Origin of the sequence: Acetivibrio straminisolvens JCM 21531 (assembly GCF_000521465.1) — a bacterium.
Classification (GTDB): domain Bacteria; phylum Bacillota; class Clostridia; order Acetivibrionales; family Acetivibrionaceae; genus Hungateiclostridium; species Hungateiclostridium straminisolvens.
Map to the genome: position 1 here is coordinate 1 of NZ_BAVR01000055.1, position 25,886 is coordinate 25,886.

Consider the following 25,886-nt stretch of genomic DNA (forward strand, 5'->3'; position numbering starts at 1 on the left):
AAAAGTCAAAGGCCACCCCTGATCCTTTGAGCTTTTTGCAGACTTTTTATTCTATCAATCCCGCACCCCGGTAGACCCAAATCCGCCTCCGCGGTTACTGCCTATTTCCTTTACCGAATCCACTACTTTAAACTGAATTCTAGGAACCTGCTGCAGCACAATTTGTGCAACTCGATCCCCTTTGCGAATCTTATATACTCCTTGCTTGTTTCCTTTACTGTCGATAGTATATTCATCAAAAGAAGTTTCTTTATTGCAAAGCGCAGCCGACGTATTGGTAACAATTATCCCTATCTCATCTCTGTACCCGCTGTCAATGGTACCCGGTGAATTTGAGAGCCTCAGAGGAGTATTTAACGATACGCCGCTCCTGGGGCGGACCTGTATTTCATAACCCTCGGGAATAGCCATCTTAAGTCCTGTTGGAATTATTACCGTTTCTCCGGGCCTTATGATTACATCTTCGGCAGCACAGATGTCCATACCTGCATCCCATTGTTTTGCATACTTCGGTATTACTGCACCTTCCCTGCATATTTCCACAAATACCTCAACATTATTTGACATTCAATTACCTCCAAATAAAACCTTTTCGGTATATTAGACACCCCTTGGGAAATGTCCCTTTGTAAAACCCCTGTCCTTTATTTTGTCAATTAATTGCTTATAGGCGTTTAAAGCCTCAGAACCGTTATTTAAAATATCCCGGTGCATGCTTACTATCTCTTTGACATCGTCCGGGCTCTCATCGGTAAAATTAAGCCGTATCATGTCAATACCCGATGTTTTAATTCTATCAATAGTATCTGAAAGCAGCAATACCTTTGCATTAAAAATCACACTTCTGCAGTCTATCCTGTCGCATAATACGGGAAACTTCATGTTCATCCTGTCCACCAAATAGAAGTTTCTATCCTTGCATGCCATATTGCATTTGGAGTTCTTTCCGAAATTGCCCTTTATGCTCCCGACAGGACAATACTCGCTGGTCATAAGGGGTATTCTTCCGTATACCAGCACTTCTTCTATAAATTCCGGAAATTTCTCCAGTGCCTTTATCTGATTCAAGTTGAGTTCGGGAGATACAGCAGCACCGTCAAACCCCATATCCTTAAGTGTCCTTATTGAAGTGCTGTTGAATATGTTTAACGAGTAGTCACCCATGACACGAATCTTCGGATAAGCTTTGGCATATTCCACTGAACCGAGATTGCCCAAAAGGACCCCGTCAACTCCCATTCTCACAATGTCCTGGAGTTTGGATTTTATCAGCTCATTATAATTTCCCCTGGTTATTGGGGGAATAAATACAAAGACCTCTGCATTTTCCCTAAAGCGTAAAACTCTTTCTTTCTTTTCCTTCACAAGCATGCTAAAAGGAAGGTATATCCGGTCTACTCCAAGGCTTTCATACTCTAGTCCGTCTATATCTTTGTAAAAACATGCAGAAATTTTTATAACCTTTTCCTTATTTCGACTATTTCCCGGGAAATGCAGCATATCTTCCGATTTTTCTTGCAAATTTCCTGGCTTTCTGTTGGGATATCTGTCCGATCTTTTTATTTCCAATTGTTCTAAGGCACTGCGCCGGATAGTATTGATTTCACTTATGGGAACGGACAGCCCTTCTTCGACATTGGCAGATAATACCCTAAACTCAAAAGGAGTCTGTCCGGTTTTGGCCGCCTGTTTGAGGACTCTTTCTTCGGTAATGGGACTTGTCAATGCTTTTTCAGGTATATATTGGGACTCAACCACAACCGTATTTCCGGTATAATCACCTACAGTAATCGATACAGGTTTTCCGCTTGTTATACTGAGTCTTCCTTCAATAGGAACCTTTCTTACAGATTTCCCTGTAAAAGATTCTCTGGCAAACATATTTAGCTTTTTGTCCGATGTCTTGTAGACTTTATTACCTTTGCTTATCCTGCCTTTAATGCTTCTTATTTCTGCCACTTGCCGCGGCTTTGCTTCTGTCACTGCTTTACCGTTTACCCGGATGGAAGTTACAATTGTCCCCGGGCTTTCATCCTCATTGTTCCATACCTCAATCCCGTCCCCAAGGCTCAAGGACTCCTCAAGATTTATTTTAACGCTTTCTGCAGCCTTGTCATAGGATAATACTCTTCCCAAATATATCCCCCAGTTTTTAGGCTTCTCAAAACTCATCATATCCTTTCCCGTCTTTCCTTCCAGGTATCCTTTTGAGAATCCTCCCCGGTTGAATATCTGGGCAAGGTCCTTTATGTCCGTATCCTCAATATTTGTATAACCATTGGGCTCCTTTAACAATTTATCAAGATATTTTCTGTACACTCGAACCACAGTGGCTACATACTCGGCGCTTTTCATTCTACCTTCAATTTTCAGCGATTTTACGCCGGCATTTATAAGCTTATCCAAAATCTCAACAGAACAAAGGTCTTTAGGACTGAGAAAGTATCCTCTGTCCCCTTTCCTCCCTGATGGGCCGTCTTTTTCGCCGGATTCCAAAAGCTGATACGGAAGCCTGCACGGCTGGGCACACTTACCACGGTTGCCGCTCCTTCCTCCAATAATACTGCTCATGAGGCACTGTCCCGAATAGCAAACACATAACGCCCCATGAACAAACACTTCTATTTCCAAGGAGGTGTTTTGGGTAATATATTCTATTTCCTTTAATGACAATTCCCTTGCAAGTACAACCCTTTTAAATCCAAGTTCCTCCATCAACTTTACGCCTTCCAAATTGCATATTGTCATCTGTGTACTTGCATGAAGCGGAAGGTCGGGATACAGCTTTCTTATTAAATTTGCCAGTCCGATATCCTGGACTATTACCCCGTCAACACCTGCAAGATACGACTTTTCCAGTGCTTTCAGCGCTTCTTTCATCTCGCTGTTGTTTATCAGGGTATTCATGGTTTGATATACACTTACATCCCTTGCATGGGCATAATGTATTGCCTCTTTAAATTTGTCCTCATCAAAGTTGAAAGCAAATTGTCTTGCATTAAACAGCTTTCCCCCCATGTATACCGCGTCTGCACCGTTTTCCACAGCCGCAACAAAGGCCTCCCAGTCTCCGCAGGGGGCAAGCAATTCCGGTTTAAAATCTCCTGTCATAGTTCTCCCTTTGCATCAAAAATATTTAATATTGCCGGCATAATATCCGTCAGCGAATTTATTTTAATCTCAACATTCTTAGGTATTTTCCCAAGAATAACAGTGGGTACTTTGTTGAATGTATGAGTATTTACCGTCAAGTCTTCAATATTTCCATGGTCACTTGTAATAAATATAATTTCCCCGTTCTCGTCGTAAAGCTTTAAAAGCTCACCTATAAAGGCATCAAGAATCTTTAAATTTTCTATTGCAGTATCCATTTCCGCCTTGTGCCCCATTATATCTGTCTTGAAATACTCGAAAAGCGTAAAATCATATTTCCGGCTCAAACTGTAAAGCCTTTGCGCCGCTTCCTGAGGAGTAATCAGTTCCTTTACGTAACCTTCATTTTTCAAAATCTCCCCGGTGATGTCATGATACACGCCCTCCCCAGCTATATATTCTTCCACAGTTCTAAGATTTAATCCGCAAGAAAGGGTCATTACCGTGGTTACCGAAGGCCGGTATTTTCTTTCCTTTGGGTCTTTAATTCTATCGATATAGGGCGTTCTGTAAACATTTGAATTTGTAACGGCAAAACCTCTATTTACAAGTTCTTTAAAGAGATTGCCGTCAGCTATCATCTTCTTTAATGTAATTGTAGGCTGCCCGTGCAAATGTCTTGACAGTACTTTGGAAGCATTTTGGCCGGTAAAAATGGCTGTTTGTCCCGTGGCACTCTGAGGCAAGCCGGGTACGTCAAGGCACGCATCCGTGGGAATTGCTCCTGCATCATTAAGTATATAGTTTATGTTTACAAGCTCGGGGTTTACCAGAGGATTGACCGATGCATCCGGCTTTCCGATACCAAATCCGTCTATAAAGATAAATATCATTTTCATGGTTAGACACCACCCTGTAAAAAAAGTAAAAAGAAGCGCTGTTTACGCTTCCTTGCTTTCATCGTCAGCCATATATCTAAATTCTGGCCCTGGTCGACTTTTCAAGGGCACTTCGCACTTCATTCAATTCCGCTTCTCTCTTAGCCAATTCCAATTGAAAATAGGTGTTTTTATTGCTTATTATGGCATTTTCATCGGCAAGCCTTCGGTTTTCCTCTTTCAATCTTTCAATCTCTTCCTTCGCACTTTTTAATTCTTTGCTCAAGCTGATCACGTTTTCATGCGCCTTGAAGTAATCATCGGCAACATTAATAGCAGTAAGCACCGATGCCATTGAAGTACTGAGTTTGCTATTCATCCTCATGATTTCATTCATCTTTCTGTCTATATACAACGCTACTTTCTGAATGTACTCCTCGGACTCAATACCAACCAACGTGTAATCCTTGCCTGCTATCCTGACGTCCACCTTGTTTTTCTCCGCCATACCATCAGCTCCTTTGCACATTGCAAACTCCTGCAACTCATTTTCTCAAAAAAGGACACATTATTATATATTATACAATATTTCGGCACAAAAATCATTGGTTTTTAGCGAAATATCAGAAATTATGCGCTTAAATGCAAAAAAGGACCGGCAAAAGCCGATCCTTTGAAAGCAATTTGAAATTATATATATGGTAATGTATCAATTTCCTTAAGAACAAATCTCTTCAATATTGAGAAGTCTGTTGAGTTAATTTTTCCGTCAGCATTTACGTCAGCATTCTTCTCGTTGATATTATCTAACTGTCTGAGAACATATCTTCTCAATGCTGTAACGTCTGTGGAGTTCACTTTTCCATCATCGTTAACGTCACCGTATAATGCTGGATTAACAATATCACCTGGAGGATTATATTTCAAATCTGGGAAGTATGTAGCCAATACACCCATAGCAACTGCAAGGTCAACTTCATGCCAGAAACGGTGATAGTTCAATACAGGAGCTTCTTTTCTCTGGTATGCCTCATATACTACATTATAGTATGGATCCTGTTTGTATTTTGTACGAATGTCTATAAACTTAACACCAGGCTGAATTCTGTCACCATTTGGCATAGTACCGCTCCAACCAGCCGGAACAAATACTTCCTGATCGAAGAAACGTTTGTAGTCAGCACGAGATTCTTCAGTAACAACACCTTTTCCTTCTTCGCAGTAGTAGTTGTACCATGCACGGTTAACCAATTCAACAGCCATATCTCTTGCTCTTGTATCAAGTTTTCCTTCCCATTTTTCTGTAGCTGCAGCATAAGTTGCAAGAGCATTTGCAAGTGAACCTGTAACACCAAGGTCAGTACCGTAAGCAACAACTTTTACATGCAGGTTCGGGTTGCCAGTATATGTTCCTGTCCATGTATCAGGTTCACCTGACCATTCAAGGGTGCTAGGAATAGCAAATGTTCCATCTTCATAAAGCTGAACTTCACTCATTACCCAATCTGCCCACTTCCTAACAAGGGACTTAATTCTTGTATCTCCAGTTTCGAGGTAGAGATCCATCATACGCTGCATTGACCAGCACTGCATACCAAACCATTCGTTACTTCCAGGGTCAGCATATACAGGGTGCGGAACATATGCCATACCATAGAATGTTGATTTACCTGCAGGATATTTTTCATATCTACCGTTCCATGAGTTAGTTGCTCCACCGGCGATAGCACCTTCAGCTGACTGCAACCACTGATAGAATTCGATCTGTCTGTCTAAGCTTGATTGCCAGTCTTTCTTACCGTTGGATGACTTAGGAGCAAAGTCGCTCTGTGTTGCACTTATCCATGCCTGGAATGGGTTCTGATATCCGAAGTGTATGTGCTGCATCCGATCTTCCATGCCCATGATGAACCGATTCCGCCACCCCATGAAGTGTACCAAGCCATGAGGTAGTGTGCACTGTCATAGCCATTACCAGGAGTCTTGTCCTGTGCACCAATCTTCATGAAGTACTTGTCGAACATGTCATTTCTTAAGAAGTCACCCATTTTAGCTGCTTTTGTTACAACAGAAGAAAGAGTTGAGGCTTTTCCCTGTTCTTTTGCCCATTTGTTTGCCCAGTAAACAGCCTGTATAGCACGGCCTTCTGCGTCAGGAGCGTTTGTATAACGCCACTGTCTTGAATATGATTTGTCCTTTGTAAACAAATCAAGGAATCCGTTAGGTCCGCCGTACTTGAACTCTTCTATTGACGGATGAGGAATAGTTTCCCATGTTGATTCCTGTTCACCTCTTTGGAAGGTGTTTATGAATGTTGCTCTGGTTCCTGTACCGAAACCGTACCAGTTGTCAACGTCCATCAGCCAGTGCATGAGGTACATGTCAGGACCGTATGCTGAAGTAAGGTCGTTGTGTACCGGGTCACTTCCTACTCTTACGCTGTCAAACATCAATTCTGAAGGATAGTATGAAGGATCCTGATATTCGGCAGCATATGTAGCAGGGCTGCTTGGATTATACATTGCCATACCTGGCTGCTCTGTGCTGTCAGGAATTATCCAGTCTTCCATAACTTTCCAAGATGTTTGTACTCCAGACCAGTCACCTGTGAGTTTTCCATATAATGCTTCAAGCCAAATATAGTAGCTGAAAGCTTCACTGGTTGTAACGTGACCATAGTCAGGAGCTTCAACAATCAATGTTTCAATTGAGTGATAAGGTATTCCCTCATCAGAGCTGAAATATCCGTTTTTAGGATCTTTAATCATTCCATAGAATTCAAGGAAAAGATCCTCATAAGATGTTCCTGCTGGTGTAGGTGCCTTTGTAGGACCTGCGAATACTGTTGCAGGTATCATTACGGATACCAGCATTACAATCGCTAATACAATAGAGATTTTTTTGCTTTTTACCATTCTCTCCATCTTCCCCTTTCAAATATACTTTTTTTATTCTTTTTAAGTTATATGATGTAATAATGCAACTTACCCGCAATTCATCCATTCCCCCTTTTTGCGGATACATTTTCACGCATTATTCCCACCATAGAACTAAGCTGGACTTAAAAACTTCTTATTTAAACACAATAAACTTGTGTTGATAACATCACGAAAAAATTATAACTTCCTATACTTTTACCTTAAATCAGCCATGCATTTGACCAAAACACATCTTTACTGCTCAATCAATGTATAATCTGACAGATTGCCACAAAGATAATACTGAAAGGTTTGAAAGATAATTGCTGCTTAGAACAAGGAAATTGGAACAAAGAATATTGCAAATACCGAAATTTGTACATACCAAGTTATTACTTCAATAAATACATCTTTATAAATGGGAATTTAAATAGGCTGGCAAATCCTAGCAGCAAATGCAGCTGAATTAATTACAACAATTCAATATATTCAATTTTCAATGACCAAAATTTGGTCTAAACACAATATCTCAATTATATATTTCGAAAAAATAATTTTTTGAGGGGGCAAGAAGAAAAACTCAAAGGCAAATCTACGGTACGGAAATACCTGAAGCCTTTGTATTCTTTTCGAAAAACAGCGGATATGTCATACATTGTACGGTTGTTAGCAATACCCCCATTCAAATATAATCAAGTCAATTATTGCTATTTTATTTCGTATTTTAATTATAATACACATTAAGCTTGTATGCAAGTCATAAAATTTATATTGAATCAGGCCTAATTTTAATAGTACCATACATTAAGGACCGTAGTGAACTTTCCCAGTCAAAGATAAAAAAGCCTATGGCCCGGATAAAAGCCATAGACTGAAAATATTTTGTCAGGGGATACTAAAACTTTATTTTTCTTCGTCTTCCTCTGCCTGATATTCATTGACGCTGTTTGCTTCTTCGCCCTCTTCGTCAACTTCTACATTACACTCCGAATTACTTTCCCCACTACATTCTGTATTATTTTCCGTATCATTCTGTTCGCAGGTTTCTGCATTATTTTCTTCCTTTGATTCTTCGGAAGCAGCTACATCGACTTCCTGTCTTGTACCGCACTTAGGACAATAAACAACCTCTTCACGAAGCTCTTCATTGCATGAAGAACAAATCTTTATGCTTTTGAGTCTCAGAATCTGCTGCTTCATTTTCTCGATATTTTTCTTCGAAGCTACAATTTTTTCACAAAGTCCTTTTAAATCTTCAGGAATCTCTTCACCCTTTTCAAATGAGTGATACACTATTTCCCCTATTTGAGCATAAACCTTTTTAATTTTATCCTCTTCCGTCCCAATATTGAAATTCAGCTTGGTAATCTCTACCATGTCACTGGATTTTTTCGCTGCTATCCTGGCTGTATCAGTAACTTTCCTTGTAAAATCCTTAATGAACTCCATTATATGTACCCTCCTTTATTTCCCGAATAACTTACACTATATATAATATACCATATCACAAATCCAATAGTTTTATAAATTTTTAATTAATTTATTAATTATTTTAATATCTTGATTAAAATATCTGATGTCCCTTGGTTAACTCATGTTTAAAATCTCACCCGTTGTAGGATTTATATAAACAAGCCAATACCCGAATGCCCCGTATTTGGGAATATTTCCGTTAACCTGAGCCCATCTGCACATTTTCCCGAAAGGCTTTTCGTCAACCCAATAGACCCCGGGAACCCCACAGACAATATAACGAAGGTTCCTGGTTTTATCTTCATAGACCCCCACAAGCAAATGCCTGTATTTAAAGTGGGCCATAAGCACCAGAGGATTAAAAAGGATAGGCACATCTATTTTCATTTGGTACAGTATGTTGTTTAAATGAACAGGACTTGCTATTTTCCACCATCTGTAGTCTTTTCGGCCCGCCACAAACGGATTGCACTTTTCAAAGCATCTGTCGAATTTCGCCACCAATTCCTCAAAACTTATTTTATCGCCAACATCTCTTTTAGCTCTATTCTCATCCTCAATTTCAGCTTTATTTTCATTTTCATTTTGAACTTTATTTTTAATTTCATCTTTAGCTCCATTTTTTCTTTTCTGTTCGTCTTCATGATAAACCCCATTATCTTTTTTATTGCCGTTTTCGATACTACCGGCTTTATCCTCTATTTTATCTTTTACAGACGACTCATCACTTTTTTATATATGCTTTCAATCACACTTCCATATTTACTTGTAATATTCTCATCTATTTTTTCGTTTTCATCAATTTTTACAGGATTTATTTTTATAGATATATCTTCCATTGATTGTATTTTTTCTGTTGTTTGCATTTCGCCGGCCTTTTGCGTTCCTTCAGTTTCTTGTATCTCTTGAGTTCTTTGTATTTCTTCCGTTTTTTGTATCTCTTCTTCTTTTTCTACTTCTACAGCTTCTTGTTTTTCTTCCGCTCTTTGCTTGTTCAAAAACCTTCTTAGCTTCTGTCTCCACTCGATTTTCCCGTTTTTATATGCCGCAAGGGGACACAGTATATTGTCTATGTACGGTTCATTATTGTTCTCAAGAATAATTGCAGCAATGTTAATGTCTGCTATATCCAGCCCGGCTCCGCCAATGTTTCCCGGATTAAATTTCCAATCCAATTCACCTTTGCCCTTCCTCAAAGGAATGGCTCCGGAACAAACTGCTTTGAAATTTGACTCATCTCCATTTATTAAATACAGTTTATAGACCGCTTCATTGCTTTCCTTGAGATTTGACAACTGACAGGACAGCCTTCCCTTGCCATCCTTGATTTCTATTTTCAAATATCCCGACGGTTCTCCCCCTTCCCCGTTTCTTGAATCTTCCTGGGTAAATATCAAAAATGATCTGTGATATTTAAATCTATTATCCATTTTGTTGCCCCCTCCCTCTACAGGACTGAAATGAATTGCTTACCGCCCATATACAAAAAAACTCTTAAAACTCAAGATTCAACATTTTTAAAATGAATTTTCATATTATCAAGTTCATAACTATATATATGATAGTAAATAAAAAAATAAACCGTTTATACTCTTAAAAGATTGAAAGTATTAACGGCTTATTTTCCATATATTGAAATTTCATTGTATTTTGGATTTACAAATATTTTAAGAACATTTGAAAAGTAGATTTGAAAGTTCTGCGAACTGCGAAATCGATAATGTTTCTCCCCTTGCATTTTCATCTATACCCAGTTGGTTTAATATTTCCTTGATTTCCTCTTTTGTCTTCTGAAATCCTTTAAAATTATACAGTGCATTTACCAAAGTTTTCCTTCTTTGTCCGAAAGCAGCTTTCACCACCATGAAAAAGAAGTCCTTGTCCATGAGCTTTACCGGCGGAGTCTCATTTACATTCAGTTTTATGACGGTTGAATCAACCTCCGGCTGAGGGATAAAGCAGTGAGGAGGCACATCAAATGCCTTTTCCGGCTTCGTGTAATACTGAACTGCAACAGACAAGGCACCATAGTCCTTTTTTCCCGGTGCGGCAGTCATCCTTTGAGCTACTTCCTTCTGGACCATGAAGACCATAAGGCCTATATCATTTTCTTCTTCAAGAAGCTTCATGATAATAGGTGTGGTTATGTAATAGGGAAGGTTCGCAACTACCTTAATATTGCCAAATTGCCCGCTGTCCCGAAGTTCATTTATATTTACATCCATTATGTCTTTATTAATGATGTTCACATTTGAAAATTCCCCAAGATTCTCTTGCAATGCAGGTATAAGTTTTTTGTCAATCTCTACGGCAATGACCTTTCCGGCTCTTTGAGCCAATTCTACCGTCATGCTGCCAACCCCCGGTCCAATCTCAATCACCATGTCATTTTCGGTTATTTGAGCGGCATCAACTATACGTTTGACAACATTATCATCTATAAGAAAATTCTGTCCCAAGGACTTGGTCAACCTCAAATTATATTTTTGAATTAGTTTCTTAGTATTTCCTCCCATTATTTCAACTCCAGAAAAATATATTATTTAATGCGTCTAAAATCTAAAAAGCCGGGACATTTAATCCCGGCCCAATTTCAGTCCCTTAAAAATATAACAAAGTTTCTTATGTAGTATTATCTAAAGTATATTATGCAGAAATTAATCGTAAAGTATATAGACTCTTACCTTTTTTACTCCCCATCGTTTAACCGATTCTCTATCGTCCATATAGAGGTCAATAATATTGCCTTTTACAGCACTTCCAATGTCTGCTGCAACTGCGTATCCGTAATCGGGTACGCCGCCTATACCTTCAATATATAACTTTGTTCCTAAAGGTATAACCTTTGGGTCTACGGCAACAATACCTCTTCTTGCTCTGACTCCGGTATAGGTAATTCCGAACTCAGGATGGTCGGGGGTCTTTCCGGTGTCCTCATAGGACGCAGTATAAGCTGTGGCTTTCATGGTCATTACACTTTTATATCTGAACTTTTCACCTCTTGCCGTAGTATAATTCAGGACAGTGCCATACTCTACAATTTTGGTTTGCGGCTCCGAAACCACAGTGTCTCTTAAAAGCTGCTTACCTACTTCCTGTCCGTCCTCATACGAAACCACGTATACCTTTTCCCTTACTCCATCCTTGCCTTCCTTGATTACCTTGTAATCCCCTTTGTCCATGCTGTTGTTTTCCCTTCTAATCACGTCACAAGGGATAATTTCATTTTGACTAACAAGTTCCTGCTTTACTCTGACAACTTTCAACTTCATGCCTGCGACTATTTCATCATCCGGTTCGGCTCCCTCAACCCGATCCAAATGGCTAAGATTAACCGGGTCATCCTCAAGAGCTTCCCGGACCGTCTGTTTTGAAGTCATCAGTTGAATTTCCTGCCCATCGGCAATTACTGTAACAGGTACTGCACTTTTTATATTTATGACATTATCTTTCTTGCTCTGCAGTTTTGAATCAAGCGGAACACTAATGTAGTCATTCTCGCCCAACTTTATGCCGTTTTGCTTCAATACTTCTCTTACGGTAGATTTCATCGTTTTGACAACAAATTGCTTATCATCAAAATTTACTACTACTTCTTTCTGACAGCGGAAATATACTCCCGCTCCTGCAATTCCTGCAATTATAAATGCAACAACTACAACTGACAACAATTTAAATGAAACATACCTTTTAATATTTTCAAGAAGTGGCGACAGTTTCAACACCTCCTATTCAATATTAAGGGACTATGGGTATTTTATTTGAAATGGTCGCCTTTGTCAAATTCCCATACATTATTATCATATATATCTAATTATTGTCTGTTTTTCTAACCATTATACCTCCTATCCCTTTCCAACTTCTTGTCTTTAATCGGCAAACTGCATTGATATATTTATACAAATTGATAATTTATACAAAAAGCAGGTAAATAATTTACCCGCTTAAATTTATAAGTACTTTTAATTTTTTAATAATATACTTTACGCCAAGCTTTGTCATTATAAATTCCTTGCGGATTAATAATAACCCGGTCTCATCGGATTATACATATTCTGTTCGCACATGTCGGAACCGCATCCAAAAGGATTATTCATATACTGTGCGGGATATGGACTACCGCAAGGGCCTGGCACATATTGATTGGGAGACACTGCTTGAGGCATTGCTTGTGGCATTGGCTGAGGTATTGGCTGCGGCATTGGTTGAGGCATTGGTTGAGGCATTGCTGCAAAATCCGTGGGTATCAACGGACAATGCATATTAGTCAAGAAAGGACAGCAAACCATGGGCATCATCATCTGCGGCATTGGCTGTACACAAGGCATCTGCTGAGCCTGTGGAGCATAGGGAGCTTGATCCATCGGCTGTATAGGCATTTGTTGCATCGGTCCTATTTGAGGCATTTCCTCCGTTACTCCCACTTCAGTTACCTCCTCCATTGGTTTTTGTTGCTGCATTATATCCATTTCCAGCACCTGAGTATCCTCAGCAACCTCTGTTATCTCGGGTGGTATTTGAACAGGTTCTTTCCTATACTTCTTTTCCATAAAAAATTTACCTCCGGTCAATATTCTTCTTATATTCAATATCATTATATGTACCGAAGGTAAATTGGTGATAACAGTATTATGTCAATATTTTGATTAATTGATAACTATTTGATTCTAAAAAGCCTTTTGGCATTATTGGTCGTGGTTTCAGCCACTTCTTCAAAGCTTATGCCCCTTATCTGTGCAATTTTTTCCGCAACCAACCTGACATAGCTTGAATCATTTCGTTTTCCCCTGTGGGTTCAGGAGTAAGATAGGGACAGTCGGTCTCTATCAAAAGCCTGTCTAAGGGCACACGTTCCACCACTTCAACAGCTTTTTTGCATTTTTGAAGGTCAGCGTTCCTCCCACAGAAATGCAAAATTGTTGTCCAGTACATCCCTCAGCATTTCAACACTTCCCGAGTAGCAGTGGAATACTCCCCCGACGTCTCTGGCCTGCTCGGACTTTATTATATCCAAAACATCCTTGTGGGCATCCCTGTCATGAACGATTATTGGGAGATTTAGCTCTTTTGCCAGGTTTATCTGCTTTGCAAACCAGAGTCTTTGCTGCTCCCTCGGCGAAAAATCATAATAATAATCAAGCCCTATCTCTCCAATTGCAACAATCTTATCCTCTTTAGCAAAGTTTTTAAGCTTGGCAATATCATTTTCGTCCATTTCAGCCGCAGAATGGGGATGAACCCCTACAGCTCCGTAAACAAAATCAAATTTACAGGTTAAAGTAATGGTTTCCTCCGCAGAAGCCATGTCGGCAGAAGCATTTAAAATATACGTAACACCGCTGTCATAAGCCTTTTTTATTATTTCAAACCTGTCTTCATTAAACCTCTTATTATCATAATGCGCATGTGAATCGAAAAGCATAGGCATTCTCCGTTTCTTGCAAATCTAGAGCCGGCTATTGAACTTTAGCTCCGCTGTTTATTTCTTTGTCGATTGTCGCCAGCACCAGTTCTTTGTCATTGGAAGCAGCAAGAATCATTCCCTGAGACTCTATTCCCCGAAGTTTCACCGGCTTTAAGTTTGCCACCAGCACAACATATTTACCCTTTAATTCTTCCGGAGAATAATGCTTTGCAATCCCCGACACCACCTGACGGATTTCATTGCCCACTTCAATCTTTAGTTTCAGCAATTTATCGGCCTTTTCAACCTTCTCTGCCTCAAGGACCTTACCAACCCTCAAATCTATCTTTTCAAAATCTTCTATGCTGATAAATTCACTTTTTTCCGTTTCCTTTTGTTCTGCTTCCTTCTTTGTCGCTTCCTTGTTTTCAGCCGCTGCCAAAGTGATCTTCTCCAGCTCTTCCATCTCTTTTTGATATCGATTCTCGGGAATAAGGGCTCACCTTTATTTACAGCAACACCTTCAGGATATCCTCCCCATTTCTTGGTGCTTTCCCACTCCACATAATTCTTGTCGTTTATACAACTGGTGCCATATCTTTTCAGGGGTTTCGGGCATAAACGGCTGCAAAAGTATGGAGATTATCCTGATACTTTCTGCAAGATTGTACAAAACCGCGGCAAGCCTTGCCTTGTTTTCCTCACTCTTTGCCAGAACCCAAGGCATGGTCTCATCAATATACTTGTTGGTCCTGGAAATAACTTTCCAGATTTCAGTAAGTGCCATGCTAAACTGCATCCGGTCTAAAAGTTCCTCCACCTTTTGAGGTGTATCCATCACAGTCTTTATAAGGTCATCATCAAAGTCCCCCGCCTGTCTTTCTTTCGGGATACTTCCTCCGAAATATCTGTCAATCATGGCAACCGTTCTGCTTACAAGATTTCCTAGGTCATTTGCCAAATCCGAATTAATTCTGTTTATTAATGCTTCATTTGAGAATATTCCGTCGGAGCCGAAAGGAACCTCTCTTAAAAGGAAATACCTTATTGCGTCAACGCCGTACTTTTCAACAAGTACAACGGGATCAACCACATTTCCCTTTGATTTGGACATTTTTCCACCCTCAAGAAGGAGCCAGCCGTGACCAAATACTTGCTTTGGCAAAGGCTCACCCAATGCCATGAGCATTGCAGGCCATATTATGGTGTGGAAACGAACTATTTCTTTTCCCACAAGATGTACATCCGCAGGCCAGTATTTACGATAATCCGAATCATCCTCAGACATATAATTAAGGGCAGTGATATAGTTGGAAAGGGCGTCAATCCAAACATACACCACATGCTTGTCATCGAAGGACACCGGTATTCCCCAGTCAAAGGTAGTCCTGGACACGCAAAGGTCCTCAAGTCCCGGTCTTAGGAAGTTATTCAGCATCTCATTCTGCCTGGAAACAGGCTGTATAAACTCCGGATTCTCCTCAATATGCTTTATCAACCGGTCCTGATACTTGGAGAGTCTGAAAAAGTAGCTTTCTTCCTTTGTCAGTTCCACTTCCCTGCCGCAATCGGGGCATTTGCCGTCAACCAACTGTGTTTTCGTCCAGAAGGACTCACAGGGAGTACAATACCAGCCTTCATATTCGCTTTTGTAGATATCCCCCTGATCGTAGAGTTTCTTAAATATCTTCTGCACGGTCTTCTCATGCTCGCTGTCCGTAGTTCTGATAAATCTATCGTTAGTTATCTTCATAAGCTTCCAGAGTTCTTTAATTCCCGCCACAATCTCATCCACATACTGCTTTGGCGTAACTCCCTTTTCTTTGGCTTTTCTCTCAATCTTCTGTCCATGTTCATCCGTTCCTGTGAGAAACATTACATCATAACCCTTAAGCCTTTTGTACCTCGCCGCAGCATCCGCCGCAACAGTAGTATATGAGTGTCCTATATGTAACTTATCGCTGGGATAATAAATAGGTGTTGTAATGTAAAAGGTCTTTTTATCCATCTATTTTCCTCCTTGCATAAATAAAGCATTCTTCGATAATAATATTCTGATTTATTATTGCCGTCCAAACTTGCCATTAATACTAATATACATATATACTGTTCATTTTTCAAGGAAATTCACATTATCAGGTGTATTTTTTCACAGTTTTCTCATATTCCCTTTTATAGATGCATAAAATGGGAAGAATAACTATATGCAATTGCATCTATAACAAAATCTTTATATAGAAAAGAATTTTTAGTGGTGATTAAAAGGAGGAAATTATGAATATCTCATGCTGCCATGGACCCAAGCTTGTACTGAAGTGCATAAGCGACATATACCCAAAATCTTATTCTCTTTTCAGGGAATATGGGATTTTCGAGGACAAATGCAGCAATACAGAAGAGGATTCCCCCTCATACACAAGAAAACTTCCTGCCCGCGAAGCAGGCATTTATGCCCTCTATCCGGTGTAAACCTTGACAACGCTCTGGATTTTATAGTTTCATTTCAGGCAATCGATTGTTATCTTAATTTACTTTGCAGCAATATAAAGAAAAAAGACGAGCTGTTATTCAGCCGCCTTTATCTCTCATTAAGAGATGCCGTTGACCCAAAAAGAAAAATCTCCGTCGGCTACCTGAACTGCCTTAGTAACGAGGATATTACAACCATTACAAAACTCATAGAAAAGTGCAGAAATCAGGTTGTAATGCTGTCTTCATACAACCTAGTCATAACTCAATTGAAAAAGTTTATTCAAATTTACTCGGATTTTATGGCCTATTCCCACTTGAATAAAGAATTGAGGGATAAAAAAATAGAGGAGTGGGTAAATAGGTATCACGACGAAAATACGGGCATATCCAAAGGAGAAATGCTTGCCGCATCGGCATCCCCCTTGTTGATATTCGTTTTATTTGCCTGTGCCCATGACCCGGATCTCACCAAAGAAGAAATAGACAATATATGTGCCGCATATTTCCCATGGATTTGCGGACTTCACGCGCTGCTTCGCCATTTCGTCAATGTAAACGAGGCTATGCAGAATTACAGCATAAATCTCACAACTTACTATAAAAACTTAAAAATGTGCGAAGAAAGAATCATATTTTTCATTGAAAAAGCTTTGGAAAGCTGCAACAGTCTTAAATACCCAAAATTTCACAGCACTATAGTCAAAACGATGGTTGCGCTTTACCTTACAGAGCCCAAAGCTTACCATGGAATGAACAAACTTGCAAGCACCAATATCATGAAAAAGTCCGGCTCTGCGGCACGCTTCTACTACAACCTGTGCAAATTGTTAAGGCTCTCCGGAAGGCTTTGATTTATCAGCCTCCAAAAACCTGTGTACATATCCATACGGCAGCAATAACACCGACAAAATCAGCTATAAGAGCGGCGGCCAGAGTATGCCGGATATTTTTGATTCCCACTGCACCGAAATACACCGCAAGAGTATAAAATATTGTTTCGGTAGAGCCATGAAGGTTGATGCCACACGTCCCACAAAAGAATCCGGCCCATGCACCTTGAATATGTCGGACAACATTGCCAAAGATGCGCTCCCGGATATGGGGCGAAGAAAAACCATGGGTAAAGCTTCCGTCGGTATTTTCAAAAAATCGGCAACCGGTTTTACTGCATAGACTAAAAGATCCAGTGCCCCAGAAGCTCTAAATACTCCGACAGCAACCATAAGCCCTACAAGCGGGGTATAATTCTCACAACAGTGTCTATGCCTTCCTTTGCACCCTCTAAAAACACATCATACACTTTTACCCCTCTGTACAGCCCAACGCATAAAATAACAAAAAATAATGCCGGTATGGCATAAGAAGATAATTCTTTTACTAAACTCATGCAATCCTCCGTACTGTTTTATTTTTCAGACCTTTTTTAGGTTGGGATTTGCCCTTGAAAAAGGATGACAATATTTTTGCCGAAAGGATTCCTGCAATGGAGCGCTAACGCTCGCCACCCATATGGTACCTATAATCTCCGTAGGATTCTTCGAGCCGGCTGCCGACCTCAGGGCAATTATTGTTGCAGGAATGAACTGAATACAGGACGTATTCAAAACAAGAAACATGCTCATCTCATTTGTGGCGGTATCTTTGCTTGGATTTAGCTTTTGAAGCTCATTCATAGCCTTTATTCCCAAAGGCGTTGCCGCATTGCCCAGGCCCAGGAAGTTTGCCACAAGGTTCATGACAATTGCTCCTCCTGCAGGATGTCCTTTCGGTATCCCCGGAAACAAAAACTTCATAACGGGTCTTACAGCTTTTGCAATTCCTCCGACAATTCCGCTTTTTTCCGCGACCTCCATGAGCCCAGTCCATAAACACATAATCCCCAGAAGACCTATGCTTATATCTACAGCATTTTTAGATGAATCCACCACTGCCTGGGTAAGTTGATCAACCCTTCCGTTCATTATACCTACTACAAGTCCTGCTATTAGCATTGCAAACCAGATATAATTTAACACAACATAATCCCCATTTAATGTCATTAATACTAATAATCTATATGAAGATTTATCGGACAATATACCACACCCACAACTTCAAATTAATCCACCTATTTCAATTTTTGTGGTATAATTAACTTGTCGAATTTCAGCACGTCACTATCGAAGAAATTTGCCAGTTATATATTGGCTCTATCTCCCTTTATTCCCATTAGGCTGTTAATATCCTAGTATTCCTATTTACTTTGCTAATTATGAAGCACAGGTAATTTAACGCCCCTCTCTGACGATACAAAAAAATATCTTTAGTATTAAATTACAATCTCTCCACAAATTATTATTGAATTTAATTGAATTTTTTTTAAAATATTGTTGACTATTATTGGCATTTATGGTATCATGAAAATTGAAAAGTTTGTCGAATACTGTATTTTTAGAGGAGGATCAATTATGAAATCTACTGGAATCGTAAGAAAAGTTGATGAATTAGGAAGGGTTGTTCTGCCTATCGAATTGAGAAGAACACTCGACATTGCTGAAAAGGATGCACTTGAAATCTATGTTGACGGTGCAACAATAATACTCAAGAAATATGAGCCTGCTTGCATCTTCTGCGGAAACGCAAAAGACGTAACAGTTTACAAAGGTAAGAACATTTGCCCTGACTGTATGAGAGAATTAAAAAAATAATAACTTCATAACTCAGCATAATCGCAAAAGGGACTTGCCTGAAGTCCCTTTTGTTTTTGGCTTAGTCCCCTTTAGTGAAATAAAAGAGGCAAAAGCAAAGAAACTCCATGTCAGATTAAGGCATTGTACACATCCCTTTTACTCATTCCCCGGTCCTGTGCCACCTTTTTCATTGCTTCTTTCTTGGAAAGACCCTCAGCTATATACATCTGATAGTGTTCTAAAATACTCATGGCATCCCATTCACTCTTTTTGTCTTCAATCATTTGATTTTCGTCTGCCCCTTCCACCACAAGGACATATTCTCCTCTTGGCGATTCACTCTCGTACCTCTCAACCGCTTCTTCCAAAGTGCACCTTAAGACTTCTTCATACTTTTTTGTAAGCTCCCGTGCCAATGTTATCCTTCTGTTTCCCAAAACCTCATGCAGATCTTTTAGAGTATAAACAAGTTTATGAGGCGCTTCATAAAAAACTATGGTTCGTATTTCATCCTTCAGCGAATTGATTCTTTCTCTCCTTGCCCTTTTATTCATTGGCAAAAATCCTTCGAAAACAAATCTTCCCGAGGAAAACCCCGACAGAACAAGTCCCATCACAGCCGCCACAGGCCCCGGGACCATGGTGAACGGAATTTCATTTTCAATACACAGCTTAACCATATCTTCTCCCGGATCGGAAATTCCCGGCGTACCCGCATCGGAGACCAGAGCAATACTCTTTCCCTCTAAAAGCTGCTCTACCAGATAATTGCCCTTTACAATCTTATTGTGTTCATAGTAGCTCACCATGGGCTTTTTTATGTCAAGGTGGTTAAGAAGCTTTATTGTCTGCCTTGTGTCTTCGGCGGCTATTAGGTCTACCTCCCTAAGCACCCGTATGGCCCTTAAGGTTATGTCCTCAAGGTTTCCGATGGGAGTTGCAACAAGATACAGTGTTCCTTTATTACTCAATTTTCCTTACCTCTCTGCTATAAATATCGTCTATCTCTTTGGAATAATTTCCGTTATCATCATAAACATACAACGGCTCCATCATCTTTAGCTGTACTCCTCCCTGCCTTGCCCCCTTTATAAGCAGCAGATTTGCTTTTTTACGGGGAGACGGATGTACAAATTGCAGATACTTTGGCTCTATAGAGTATTTTCTCATAAGCCACACTATATCCACAAGCCTGTCGGGCCTGTGAACCATTGCAAACTGCCCTCCGGGCACCAACAGCTTTGACGATGCTTTTATTACATCTTCCAAAGTGCATTTTATTTCGTGCCTCGAAATTGCCTTTGTATCGCTGATATTCAAAAGCCCTCCCCCCTGATTCATATAAGGAGGGTTTGTGACCACCACATTAAACTTTGACGCGCCAAACATTTCAACGCTCTCTTTAATATCTCCGCACACTATTTTTACACGGTCTTCGATATTATTGAGTTTTACACTTCTTTGAGCCATCTCGGCCATTTCTTCCTGAATCTCAAGCCCTGTTACAGACTTGGCCTCGGTTTTGCCGGCAATCAAAATCGATATTATACCTGTGCCTGTACCCAGGTCAATTACCTCATCACCCTTTTTAATGTCTGCAAAATTTGCCAGCAATACAGCATCGAGCCCAAAGCAAAAGCCGTCTATCTTTTGTATAATCTTTAATCCTTTATACTGTAAATCATCTATTCTTTCATTTTCATTCAATTTTATTTCCAAATCAAACACCTGCGTTCACAATATATCAATAATAAAAAACAGACGCCTCCGATTTGAGGCATAAAAAAGAGGCCAAATAAAGGCATGCAACCTTTTCGACCCCTTTTAGACACACAATTATTTCTGCTGTGGAGCATCAACAGGGCAAACATTTGCACAAGCCCCACAGTCTATACAAGCGTTTTCATCTATTACATAAACGCTGTCTCCTGCTGAAATACAAGATACCGGGCATTCGGACTCGCATGCACCGCAGCTGATGCAAGCGTCAGTTATAAAATATGCCATTGTATGGTACACCTCCTATACATATTTGCCTATAGCAAGTATTAAAATAATCTACTGACTTTATAATTTTACCACTAAAATAGTGGAATGCAAACCACTTTTTTTATTCCAGACAAATTATTCTCTTTATCATCTTCAATATCAATCTTCAAGCTGCTTTAATTCATCCAGGTCTATCTCTTCCTCTGCCTCTTCACGGGTCACATCTTTTATGACCTTTACCTCCGATGCCTTGTAAACTTTAAGGTCGGTTTCATTATCCCTGTCAAGCTTTACCTTCACCAGTTCCTTTAGCAGACTCACTGACATTACAACTCCCTGTCCTTCAGGGGTTTCTACAATAGCCCCCTCTTTCGGCACTCTGGAAATTATTTCTTCATATGCCTCTTGCTCATATTTCAAACAGCACATAAGCCTTCCGCAGGCACCGGATATTTTTGTGGGATTTAAGGACAATCCTTGCTCTTTTGCCATTTTTATAGACACCGGTTGAAATTCGCCAAGGAACGAATTACAGCAAAGAACACGGCCGCAAACTCCCAAGCCACCCATCATTTTAGCTTCGTCCCTGACACCAATCTGCCTTAGCTCAATTCTTGTTCTGAAAACTGAAGCAAGGTCCTTTACCAACTCCCTGAAATCCACTCTTCCGTCGGCAGTAAAATAGAATAATATTTTATTGTTGTCAAAGGTATATTCAACATCAATCAACTTCATTTCCAAATTGTGATTTGCAATTTTCTGAAGACAAATTTCAAAAGCTTCCTTCTCTTTTCTGATATTATCCTCATGATGCTCTTTGTCTTCATCTGTCGCAACCCGAATAACCTTCTTTAAAGGAGCAACAATTTCTTCCTCACTGACCTCGGTATTTGGCACTACAACCTGACCGAACTCAATTCCTCTTGCAGTCTCGACAATTACATTTTCATTCAAATCTATCTCTAAATCGCCAGGATCAAAATAATATATTTTGCCTGCTTTTTTAAATCTTACTCCAACCACCTTTACCATTACGCATTTTCCTCCTGAAGCTTCATAAGCATAACCTGTATAGCAAGCTGATAATTTGCATTCTGCTTTATATTTCTACGCGTTTCTTCAATTATATCTATATTGTGCAATAGTTTTCCCGTAGAAAACCTACTTGTATTCTTTAATATGATATCCTTTTTATCGGAATTAATCAACAATTTTTCATTTCCAGACTTTCTTGCTATAAGCAAATCTCTGTAAAACAGGAGCATAATATCGAGCATAGAATCCGCATCTTCCTTGTTCTCGTCAAACATAACGGAAATATTCGGTATATCCTCGAAATCGGACCCGGAAAGCTTAATTACCGCATCAATCGCCTTGTCCCGAAGCTCCTTAAATCCCTCCGAATCCATAAGCCTAAGGCTCTGCCAATCACCCCGTCGGCATATGAGGCTATAAAATCCGCTTGCTCAAAATCCTCTCCAACTCTCTTAACAATAAATCTCTTTACCTCATCAAAGGTATTTTTTTTGAAATCAACCCTTACGCTCCTTGAACGGATGGTCTCCAAAAGAACCTCATAGTTTGATGCCGCAAGTATGATAACCGCATACTCCGGTGGCTCCTCAAGGGTTTTTAAGAGACAGTTCTGAGCCTGAACAGTCATTTTCTCCGCATCGCGGATTAAATACACCTTTCTTTTGGAATAAAGCGGCCTTACGCATATATCATGCTGCAAATTCCTTATTTCCTCAACGCCTATACTTAAGCCTTTACATTCTAAAATTCCAAAGTCGGGATTGGTTCCATTCTCAAAAAGACGGCAGGACTGACAATTGCCGCAGCTTTTATCCCCTGTATTATCATCACACATCAATATAGATGCAAAAATCTTTGCAACCGTACTCTTTCCTATTCCTTCCGGTCCGTAAAATATATATGCATGTCCAACTTTATCGCTGTTTATTAGTGTTTTAAGGCCTTCAACAACATCCCTCTGGCCGATAATTTCATTAAAGTTCACAATACACCCCTGCCATAACAAAATGATAAAAAATGTTCTTTGAACCTGAGTGTCACAACATAAGGTCTAAAACAAGACCCCTTATATCCTCAATCTTCTGCAGTATCTTGATGTTGTCCCCTTCGGCATTGAGACCTCTGTCGTTAGCTCATCAAGCTCGGCATTTATTTTCTTTACCGTAGCATAAACTTTGTATCTGCCCCTTCTATCAAGATAGCTGTCCTTTGAAAACATATGGGAATGGTGCAGGACTTCATCCAAAAAATCGGAAATAAGCCTTTTATAAATCTTAAGCTCCCTTACATCTATCTTCTGGCTGAGTTTTTTTCCCTGCTCCTCAATTTGGCTCACCAGAGCACGGATTCTTTCCTCATAATTGCGGCTGTCAAACTCCTTCAAATGCCTTTTAAAGTTGGAACCGCTGCTGTCAGCCACCCTCTTCGGTTCCTGCCCGGAAACCTCGTGAAGGCCCGATGTCTTGCTGGTGCTTTCCCTGATCTTCATAGCTTCTCACTCCATTTGCGGAAGTTTAGTTTACTACTACGGTAAAGCCTGAAATACATCAAATGCCGCCTTATGCACACATAAACAAAGGTATTGTATAGTTCTATTATAATAGTTGGGGCGGATAAGTTCAACAAAGGCATTACTGCCTAATTATTCCACTTACGGCTTCATAGACACTTTCTTGAATTTCATCTATCTTTCTTAAGGTTCCATTCTCTACGCAGTCAATCCGAATCCAATTATATTTTTTTGCAATATACAAAGAATTGTTGTAGGACTCCATCAAATATTCATCATTTCTCTCATGTATATCCTTTTTCTGCTCGCCGGTAAACTTATTTGCCCTTTTTTTCATAAGCTCCTTGCTGTAACTAGGGGGCATGTCGAGAAATATGACGCAGTCGGGCACCGGAAGCTTGTAAATCTCAAACTCAAAATTCCACAGCCAGTCAAGAAAGCGGTCTTTTTCTCCTATGTCCTTTATTTTTGCCGCCTGATGTACCATATTAGACGTAGTGTATCTATCGGCAAGAATTATCCATCCGTCATTATAGGCCTGTCCCCAATCCGTCCTGTAAGATGCAAACCTGTCCACTGCGTAGAATGTGGATGCCACATAGGGACTTACATCATTAGGATTTTTTCCGAAATCCCCGTTTAAATACATCTTAACCAGTGCTGAAGAATCGCTCTCATAGTTCGGAAAAGTAATCTTTCTTACTTTATACCCATCCTTAACCAGCCGTTCATACAGTTTATCGGTTTGAGTCGCTTTTCCGCTGGCATCGGACCCGCTCTCAATTATTATCAGCTTTCCTTTCATATGAATCTCCTTTACACGCTTTTGCTAATCCGTCACATCTATCTCAAAATTTGAAGATACCCCGTTTACCACGCCGCCGGCTTCAATAATTTTTATAACATATTCCACAATATCCTCAGTAACAACCTCTCCCGGGCATATTACAGGTATTCCCGGGGGATAAGGAGTTATCATCGCTCTGCTAACACAACCTATAGCATCGGAAAGTTTTCTTTTTACAACCTCTCTGTGCATGACAGCGGCAGGCTCTATCCTTTGCTCCGGTATATTTAATGCATCTATACGCAGTTGATTTTCCGGCTCTCTTTTTCCACCTGCTTTTACGGAGCAACCAGCCGTTTCAAGAAATGCCCTTTGAAGCCTCATTATATCTTCAAGGGTATCCGCTACGGTAGTAATGCACACAACATTATATAAATCGGACATTTCCACCTGAATATTATATTGATTTCTTAAGATTTTTTCAAATTCAAAACCGGTCTTTCCCGTATTCCTTACATTAACCACAACCCTGGTTCTGTCGATTTCTCCTTTATTTATATCGTCAACGGAGAGAATTCGAAAAACACCATTTTTCGAAAGGGCGCTGCCTAGGTTTTCTACTCCATCAAGCACCCTGTTGATATTTTCTTCGCCACTTGTTTCCATAATAGCTCGGGCAATGTCCAGATGAGCCATTATGATATACGACGGACTGGTGGTCCCTAAAAGAGACAAGGTAAATTCAAGCTTTTCAATATCCACCCTGCTGCCTTTTACATGAAGGTATGCCCCTTGGGTTAGTGCCGGAAGGGTCTTGTGGGCACTTTGAATGCAAATATCCGCCCCATGTTCCGTAGAAGAGGGCGGAAGTTTTTTGGAAAATTTCAGATGCGCGCCATGCGCCTCGTCAACTATAAGCACCTTGTTATATGAATGAACCAATTCACTTATGGACTTTATATCCGAACATATCCCATAATAGTTGGGCCTTGTTATATAAACCCCGACAGCATCAGGATTTTGGATAAGTGCCTTCTCAATCTCTTTTTCCAAAACAATCGAAGGTATGCCGAAAGGACTGTTAAACTCCGTTTTCACATATATGGGAACAGCACCTGAAAGCATTATTCCGGCAACAGCAGATTTGTGACAATCCCTTGCAATTATAAGCTTGTCCTTGGGCTTGCAAAGAGTCATAATTGCCGCCTGAATTCCGCAGGTCGAACCGTTTACCAAGAAAAAAGTTTTGTCGGCCCCAAAAGCCTTTGCTGCCAATTCCTGGGCTTCTTTAATTATCCCCTTCGGGCAGTAAAGACTATCAAGGCCGGGAATTTCTGTTAAATCCATCAAATATAGGTCTCTCAAAAACGATAGAGATATCCCTTTCCCTAGCTTGTGTCCCGGCATATGGAAAACAGTCGGGCATGAATCGGAATAGCTTTTTAGTGCATTATATATAGGGATATTCATTATTTTTGAACCAGCCATGCTGATGTCACCCTATGGTCAGGGTACATTTCCGAAACTATCTTCTTTGCTTCCTTGATGCTTGAAGCATGTACTTCTTCAATCTCCTTGGTGTCGAATTTCGAGCAGGTTTTCTTGTCAGTATGCCAGACTCTGTATAATCTGTTCTTCTCTTTAGTTTTCATTTTCGT

Annotated in this window: 22 protein-coding genes and 6 pseudogenes; 2 read left to right on the forward strand and 26 right to left on the reverse strand. The window is 40.0% G+C overall.

Features of this window, described 5'->3' with window-relative positions; all coding sequences use genetic code 11:
• Positions 1 to 54: 54 nt before the first annotated feature.
• The 14 genes and pseudogenes from JCM21531_RS13260 to metG all read right to left on the reverse strand — a co-directional run bounded on the left by JCM21531_RS13260 (position 55) and on the right by metG (position 15,774).
• Positions 55 to 567 carry a dUTP diphosphatase gene (locus JCM21531_RS13260; RefSeq protein ID WP_038290618.1) on the reverse strand — a complete coding sequence of 171 codons (513 nt, stop codon included), beginning with the start codon at positions 565 to 567 and terminating at the stop codon, positions 55 to 57.
• Between the two features lie 33 nt (positions 568 to 600).
• The gene (locus tag JCM21531_RS13265) at positions 601 to 3,111 is read right to left on the reverse strand and encodes a U32 family peptidase (protein ID WP_038290619.1); all 2,511 of its coding nucleotides are present in this window, start codon (positions 3,109 to 3,111) and stop codon (positions 601 to 603) included.
• A complete protein-coding gene (locus JCM21531_RS13270) occupies positions 3,108 to 3,992 on the reverse strand; it encodes an alkaline phosphatase family protein (protein ID WP_038290620.1) in 885 nt (294 codons plus the stop codon). The genes JCM21531_RS13265 and JCM21531_RS13270 overlap by 4 nt, the downstream gene beginning before the upstream one ends.
• 76 nt (positions 3,993 to 4,068) lie before the next feature.
• The gene (locus JCM21531_RS13275) at positions 4,069 to 4,479 is read right to left on the reverse strand and encodes a cell division protein ZapA (protein WP_038290647.1); all 411 of its coding nucleotides are present in this window, start codon (positions 4,477 to 4,479) and stop codon (positions 4,069 to 4,071) included.
• Between the two features lie 182 nt (positions 4,480 to 4,661).
• Positions 4,662 to 6,895: pseudogene (gene celS / locus JCM21531_RS13280) on the reverse strand (cellulose 1,4-beta-cellobiosidase CelS).
• Between the two features lie 897 nt (positions 6,896 to 7,792).
• Positions 7,793 to 8,338, reverse strand: a complete 546-nt coding sequence (locus JCM21531_RS13285) for a zinc-ribbon domain-containing protein (RefSeq protein ID WP_038290622.1) — start codon at positions 8,336 to 8,338, stop codon at positions 7,793 to 7,795.
• Positions 8,339 to 8,476: 138 nt separating this feature from the next.
• Entirely contained in the window at positions 8,477 to 8,863 is a 387-nt protein-coding gene (locus JCM21531_RS22355) for a hypothetical protein (protein ID WP_243467680.1), read from the reverse strand.
• Between the two features lie 14 nt (positions 8,864 to 8,877).
• Positions 8,878 to 9,006 carry a hypothetical protein gene (locus JCM21531_RS23950; protein ID WP_279379068.1) on the reverse strand — a complete coding sequence of 43 codons (129 nt, stop codon included), beginning with the start codon at positions 9,004 to 9,006 and terminating at the stop codon, positions 8,878 to 8,880.
• Between the two features lie 66 nt (positions 9,007 to 9,072).
• On the reverse strand, positions 9,073 to 9,792 hold the full coding sequence (locus JCM21531_RS22360; RefSeq protein ID WP_243467681.1) for a DUF7922 domain-containing protein: 720 nt from the start codon (positions 9,790 to 9,792) through the stop codon (positions 9,073 to 9,075).
• 237 nt (positions 9,793 to 10,029) lie between these two features.
• Complete coding sequence (rsmA, locus tag JCM21531_RS13295) at positions 10,030 to 10,878, reverse strand: 16S rRNA (adenine(1518)-N(6)/adenine(1519)-N(6))-dimethyltransferase RsmA (protein ID WP_038290624.1); 849 nt, start codon at positions 10,876 to 10,878, stop codon at positions 10,030 to 10,032.
• Between the two features lie 141 nt (positions 10,879 to 11,019).
• Positions 11,020 to 12,030 carry a resuscitation-promoting factor gene (locus JCM21531_RS13300; protein ID WP_243467682.1) on the reverse strand — a complete coding sequence of 337 codons (1,011 nt, stop codon included), beginning with the start codon at positions 12,028 to 12,030 and terminating at the stop codon, positions 11,020 to 11,022.
• Between the two features lie 351 nt (positions 12,031 to 12,381).
• Positions 12,382 to 12,912 carry a hypothetical protein gene (locus tag JCM21531_RS13305; RefSeq protein WP_038290626.1) on the reverse strand — a complete coding sequence of 177 codons (531 nt, stop codon included), beginning with the start codon at positions 12,910 to 12,912 and terminating at the stop codon, positions 12,382 to 12,384.
• A gap of 107 nt (positions 12,913 to 13,019) precedes the next feature.
• Positions 13,020 to 13,784 (reverse strand): annotated as a pseudogene (locus JCM21531_RS13310) (TatD family hydrolase).
• 34 nt (positions 13,785 to 13,818) lie between these two features.
• Positions 13,819 to 15,774, reverse strand: a pseudogene (gene metG, locus JCM21531_RS13315) (methionine--tRNA ligase).
• Positions 15,775 to 16,147: 373 nt separating this feature from the next.
• Here metG and JCM21531_RS13320 point away from each other — a divergent pair.
• Entirely contained in the window at positions 16,148 to 17,089 is a 942-nt protein-coding gene (locus JCM21531_RS13320; protein ID WP_243467683.1) for a DUF2600 family protein, read from the forward strand.
• A gap of 4 nt (positions 17,090 to 17,093) precedes the next feature.
• Here the strand turns inward: JCM21531_RS13320 and JCM21531_RS13325 are convergent.
• Both JCM21531_RS13325 and JCM21531_RS13330 read right to left on the reverse strand, forming a co-directional pair.
• Positions 17,094 to 17,625 (reverse strand): annotated as a pseudogene (locus JCM21531_RS13325) (spore maturation protein).
• Positions 17,622 to 18,253 (reverse strand): annotated as a pseudogene (locus JCM21531_RS13330) (nucleoside recognition domain-containing protein). The pseudogenes JCM21531_RS13325 and JCM21531_RS13330 overlap by 4 nt, the downstream one beginning before the upstream one ends.
• A 432-nt stretch (positions 18,254 to 18,685) precedes the next feature.
• On the opposite strand from JCM21531_RS13330, the gene JCM21531_RS13335 reads away from it, so the two are divergent.
• Entirely contained in the window at positions 18,686 to 18,925 is a 240-nt protein-coding gene (locus JCM21531_RS13335; protein ID WP_038290628.1) for an AbrB/MazE/SpoVT family DNA-binding domain-containing protein, read from the forward strand.
• Positions 18,926 to 19,035: 110 nt separating this feature from the next.
• Here the strand turns inward: JCM21531_RS13335 and rsmI are convergent, their stop codons facing one another.
• The 10 genes and pseudogenes from rsmI to JCM21531_RS13380 form a co-directional block, all read right to left on the reverse strand.
• Positions 19,036 to 19,878, reverse strand: coding sequence for a 16S rRNA (cytidine(1402)-2'-O)-methyltransferase (gene rsmI / locus JCM21531_RS13340; protein ID WP_038290632.1), 843 nt, complete (start codon positions 19,876 to 19,878; stop codon positions 19,036 to 19,038).
• A complete protein-coding gene (locus JCM21531_RS13345; protein WP_038290635.1) occupies positions 19,871 to 20,635 on the reverse strand; it encodes a tRNA1(Val) (adenine(37)-N6)-methyltransferase in 765 nt (254 codons plus the stop codon). The genes rsmI and JCM21531_RS13345 overlap by 8 nt, the downstream gene beginning before the upstream one ends.
• Before the next feature lie 108 nt (positions 20,636 to 20,743).
• Positions 20,744 to 20,914 carry a 4Fe-4S ferredoxin gene (gene fdxA / locus JCM21531_RS13350; RefSeq protein ID WP_038290637.1) on the reverse strand — a complete coding sequence of 57 codons (171 nt, stop codon included), beginning with the start codon at positions 20,912 to 20,914 and terminating at the stop codon, positions 20,744 to 20,746.
• A gap of 141 nt (positions 20,915 to 21,055) precedes the next feature.
• Positions 21,056 to 21,928: a PSP1 domain-containing protein gene (locus JCM21531_RS13355; RefSeq protein ID WP_038290640.1), complete on the reverse strand. Its 873-nt coding sequence runs from the start codon at positions 21,926 to 21,928 to the stop codon at positions 21,056 to 21,058.
• Positions 21,928 to 22,305: a DNA polymerase III subunit delta' C-terminal domain-containing protein gene (locus tag JCM21531_RS22365; RefSeq protein ID WP_243467684.1), complete on the reverse strand. Its 378-nt coding sequence runs from the start codon at positions 22,303 to 22,305 to the stop codon at positions 21,928 to 21,930. Before JCM21531_RS22365 ends, JCM21531_RS13355 begins: the two co-directional genes overlap by 1 nt.
• Positions 22,254 to 22,916: a DNA polymerase III subunit delta' gene (gene holB, locus JCM21531_RS13360; protein WP_243467685.1), complete on the reverse strand. Its 663-nt coding sequence runs from the start codon at positions 22,914 to 22,916 to the stop codon at positions 22,254 to 22,256. Before holB ends, JCM21531_RS22365 begins: the two co-directional genes overlap by 52 nt.
• A gap of 52 nt (positions 22,917 to 22,968) precedes the next feature.
• Positions 22,969 to 23,420, reverse strand: a pseudogene (locus tag JCM21531_RS13365) (YaaR family protein).
• A 142-nt stretch (positions 23,421 to 23,562) separates the two neighbouring features.
• Positions 23,563 to 24,246, reverse strand: coding sequence for a dTMP kinase (locus JCM21531_RS13370; protein WP_038290642.1), 684 nt, complete (start codon positions 24,244 to 24,246; stop codon positions 23,563 to 23,565).
• Between the two features lie 24 nt (positions 24,247 to 24,270).
• Positions 24,271 to 25,698 carry an aminotransferase class I/II-fold pyridoxal phosphate-dependent enzyme gene (locus tag JCM21531_RS13375; protein WP_038290651.1) on the reverse strand — a complete coding sequence of 476 codons (1,428 nt, stop codon included), beginning with the start codon at positions 25,696 to 25,698 and terminating at the stop codon, positions 24,271 to 24,273.
• A partial coding sequence (locus tag JCM21531_RS13380) for a hypothetical protein (protein ID WP_243467686.1) occupies positions 25,698 to 25,886 on the reverse strand: 189 nt, incomplete at its 5' end. The genes JCM21531_RS13380 and JCM21531_RS13375, both read right to left, overlap by 1 nt.

Coding starts and splice junctions, on each gene's coding strand:
- JCM21531_RS13260 (WP_038290618.1), bottom strand. CDS start 567: ATGTCAAATAATGTTGAGGTATTTGTGGAAATATGCAGGGAAGGTGCA.
- JCM21531_RS13265 (WP_038290619.1), bottom strand. CDS start 3,111: ATGACAGGAGATTTTAAACCGGAATTGCTTGCCCCCTGCGGAGACTGG.
- JCM21531_RS13270 (WP_038290620.1), bottom strand. CDS start 3,992: ATGAAAATGATATTTATCTTTATAGACGGATTTGGTATCGGAAAGCCG.
- JCM21531_RS13275 (WP_038290647.1), bottom strand. CDS start 4,479: ATGGCGGAGAAAAACAAGGTGGACGTCAGGATAGCAGGCAAGGATTAC.
- JCM21531_RS13285 (WP_038290622.1), bottom strand. CDS start 8,338: ATGGAGTTCATTAAGGATTTTACAAGGAAAGTTACTGATACAGCCAGG.
- JCM21531_RS23950 (WP_279379068.1), bottom strand. CDS start 9,006: ATGAAGACGAACAGAAAAGAAAAAATGGAGCTAAAGATGAAATTAAAA.
- JCM21531_RS22360 (WP_243467681.1), bottom strand. CDS start 9,792: ATGGATAATAGATTTAAATATCACAGATCATTTTTGATATTTACCCAG.
- rsmA (WP_038290624.1), bottom strand. CDS start 10,878: ATGGGAGGAAATACTAAGAAACTAATTCAAAAATATAATTTGAGGTTG.
- JCM21531_RS13305 (WP_038290626.1), bottom strand. CDS start 12,912: ATGGAAAAGAAGTATAGGAAAGAACCTGTTCAAATACCACCCGAGATA.
- JCM21531_RS13320 (WP_243467683.1), top strand. CDS start 16,148: ATGCAGCAATACAGAAGAGGATTCCCCCTCATACACAAGAAAACTTCC.
- JCM21531_RS13335 (WP_038290628.1), top strand. CDS start 18,686: ATGAAATCTACTGGAATCGTAAGAAAAGTTGATGAATTAGGAAGGGTT.
- fdxA (WP_038290637.1), bottom strand. CDS start 20,914: ATGGCATATTTTATAACTGACGCTTGCATCAGCTGCGGTGCATGCGAG.
- JCM21531_RS13355 (WP_038290640.1), bottom strand. CDS start 21,928: ATGGTAAAGGTGGTTGGAGTAAGATTTAAAAAAGCAGGCAAAATATAT.
- JCM21531_RS22365 (WP_243467684.1), bottom strand. CDS start 22,305: ATGGATTCGGAGGGATTTAAGGAGCTTCGGGACAAGGCGATTGATGCG.
- JCM21531_RS13370 (WP_038290642.1), bottom strand. CDS start 24,246: ATGAAAGGAAAGCTGATAATAATTGAGAGCGGGTCCGATGCCAGCGGA.
- JCM21531_RS13375 (WP_038290651.1), bottom strand. CDS start 25,698: ATGAATATCCCTATATATAATGCACTAAAAAGCTATTCCGATTCATGC.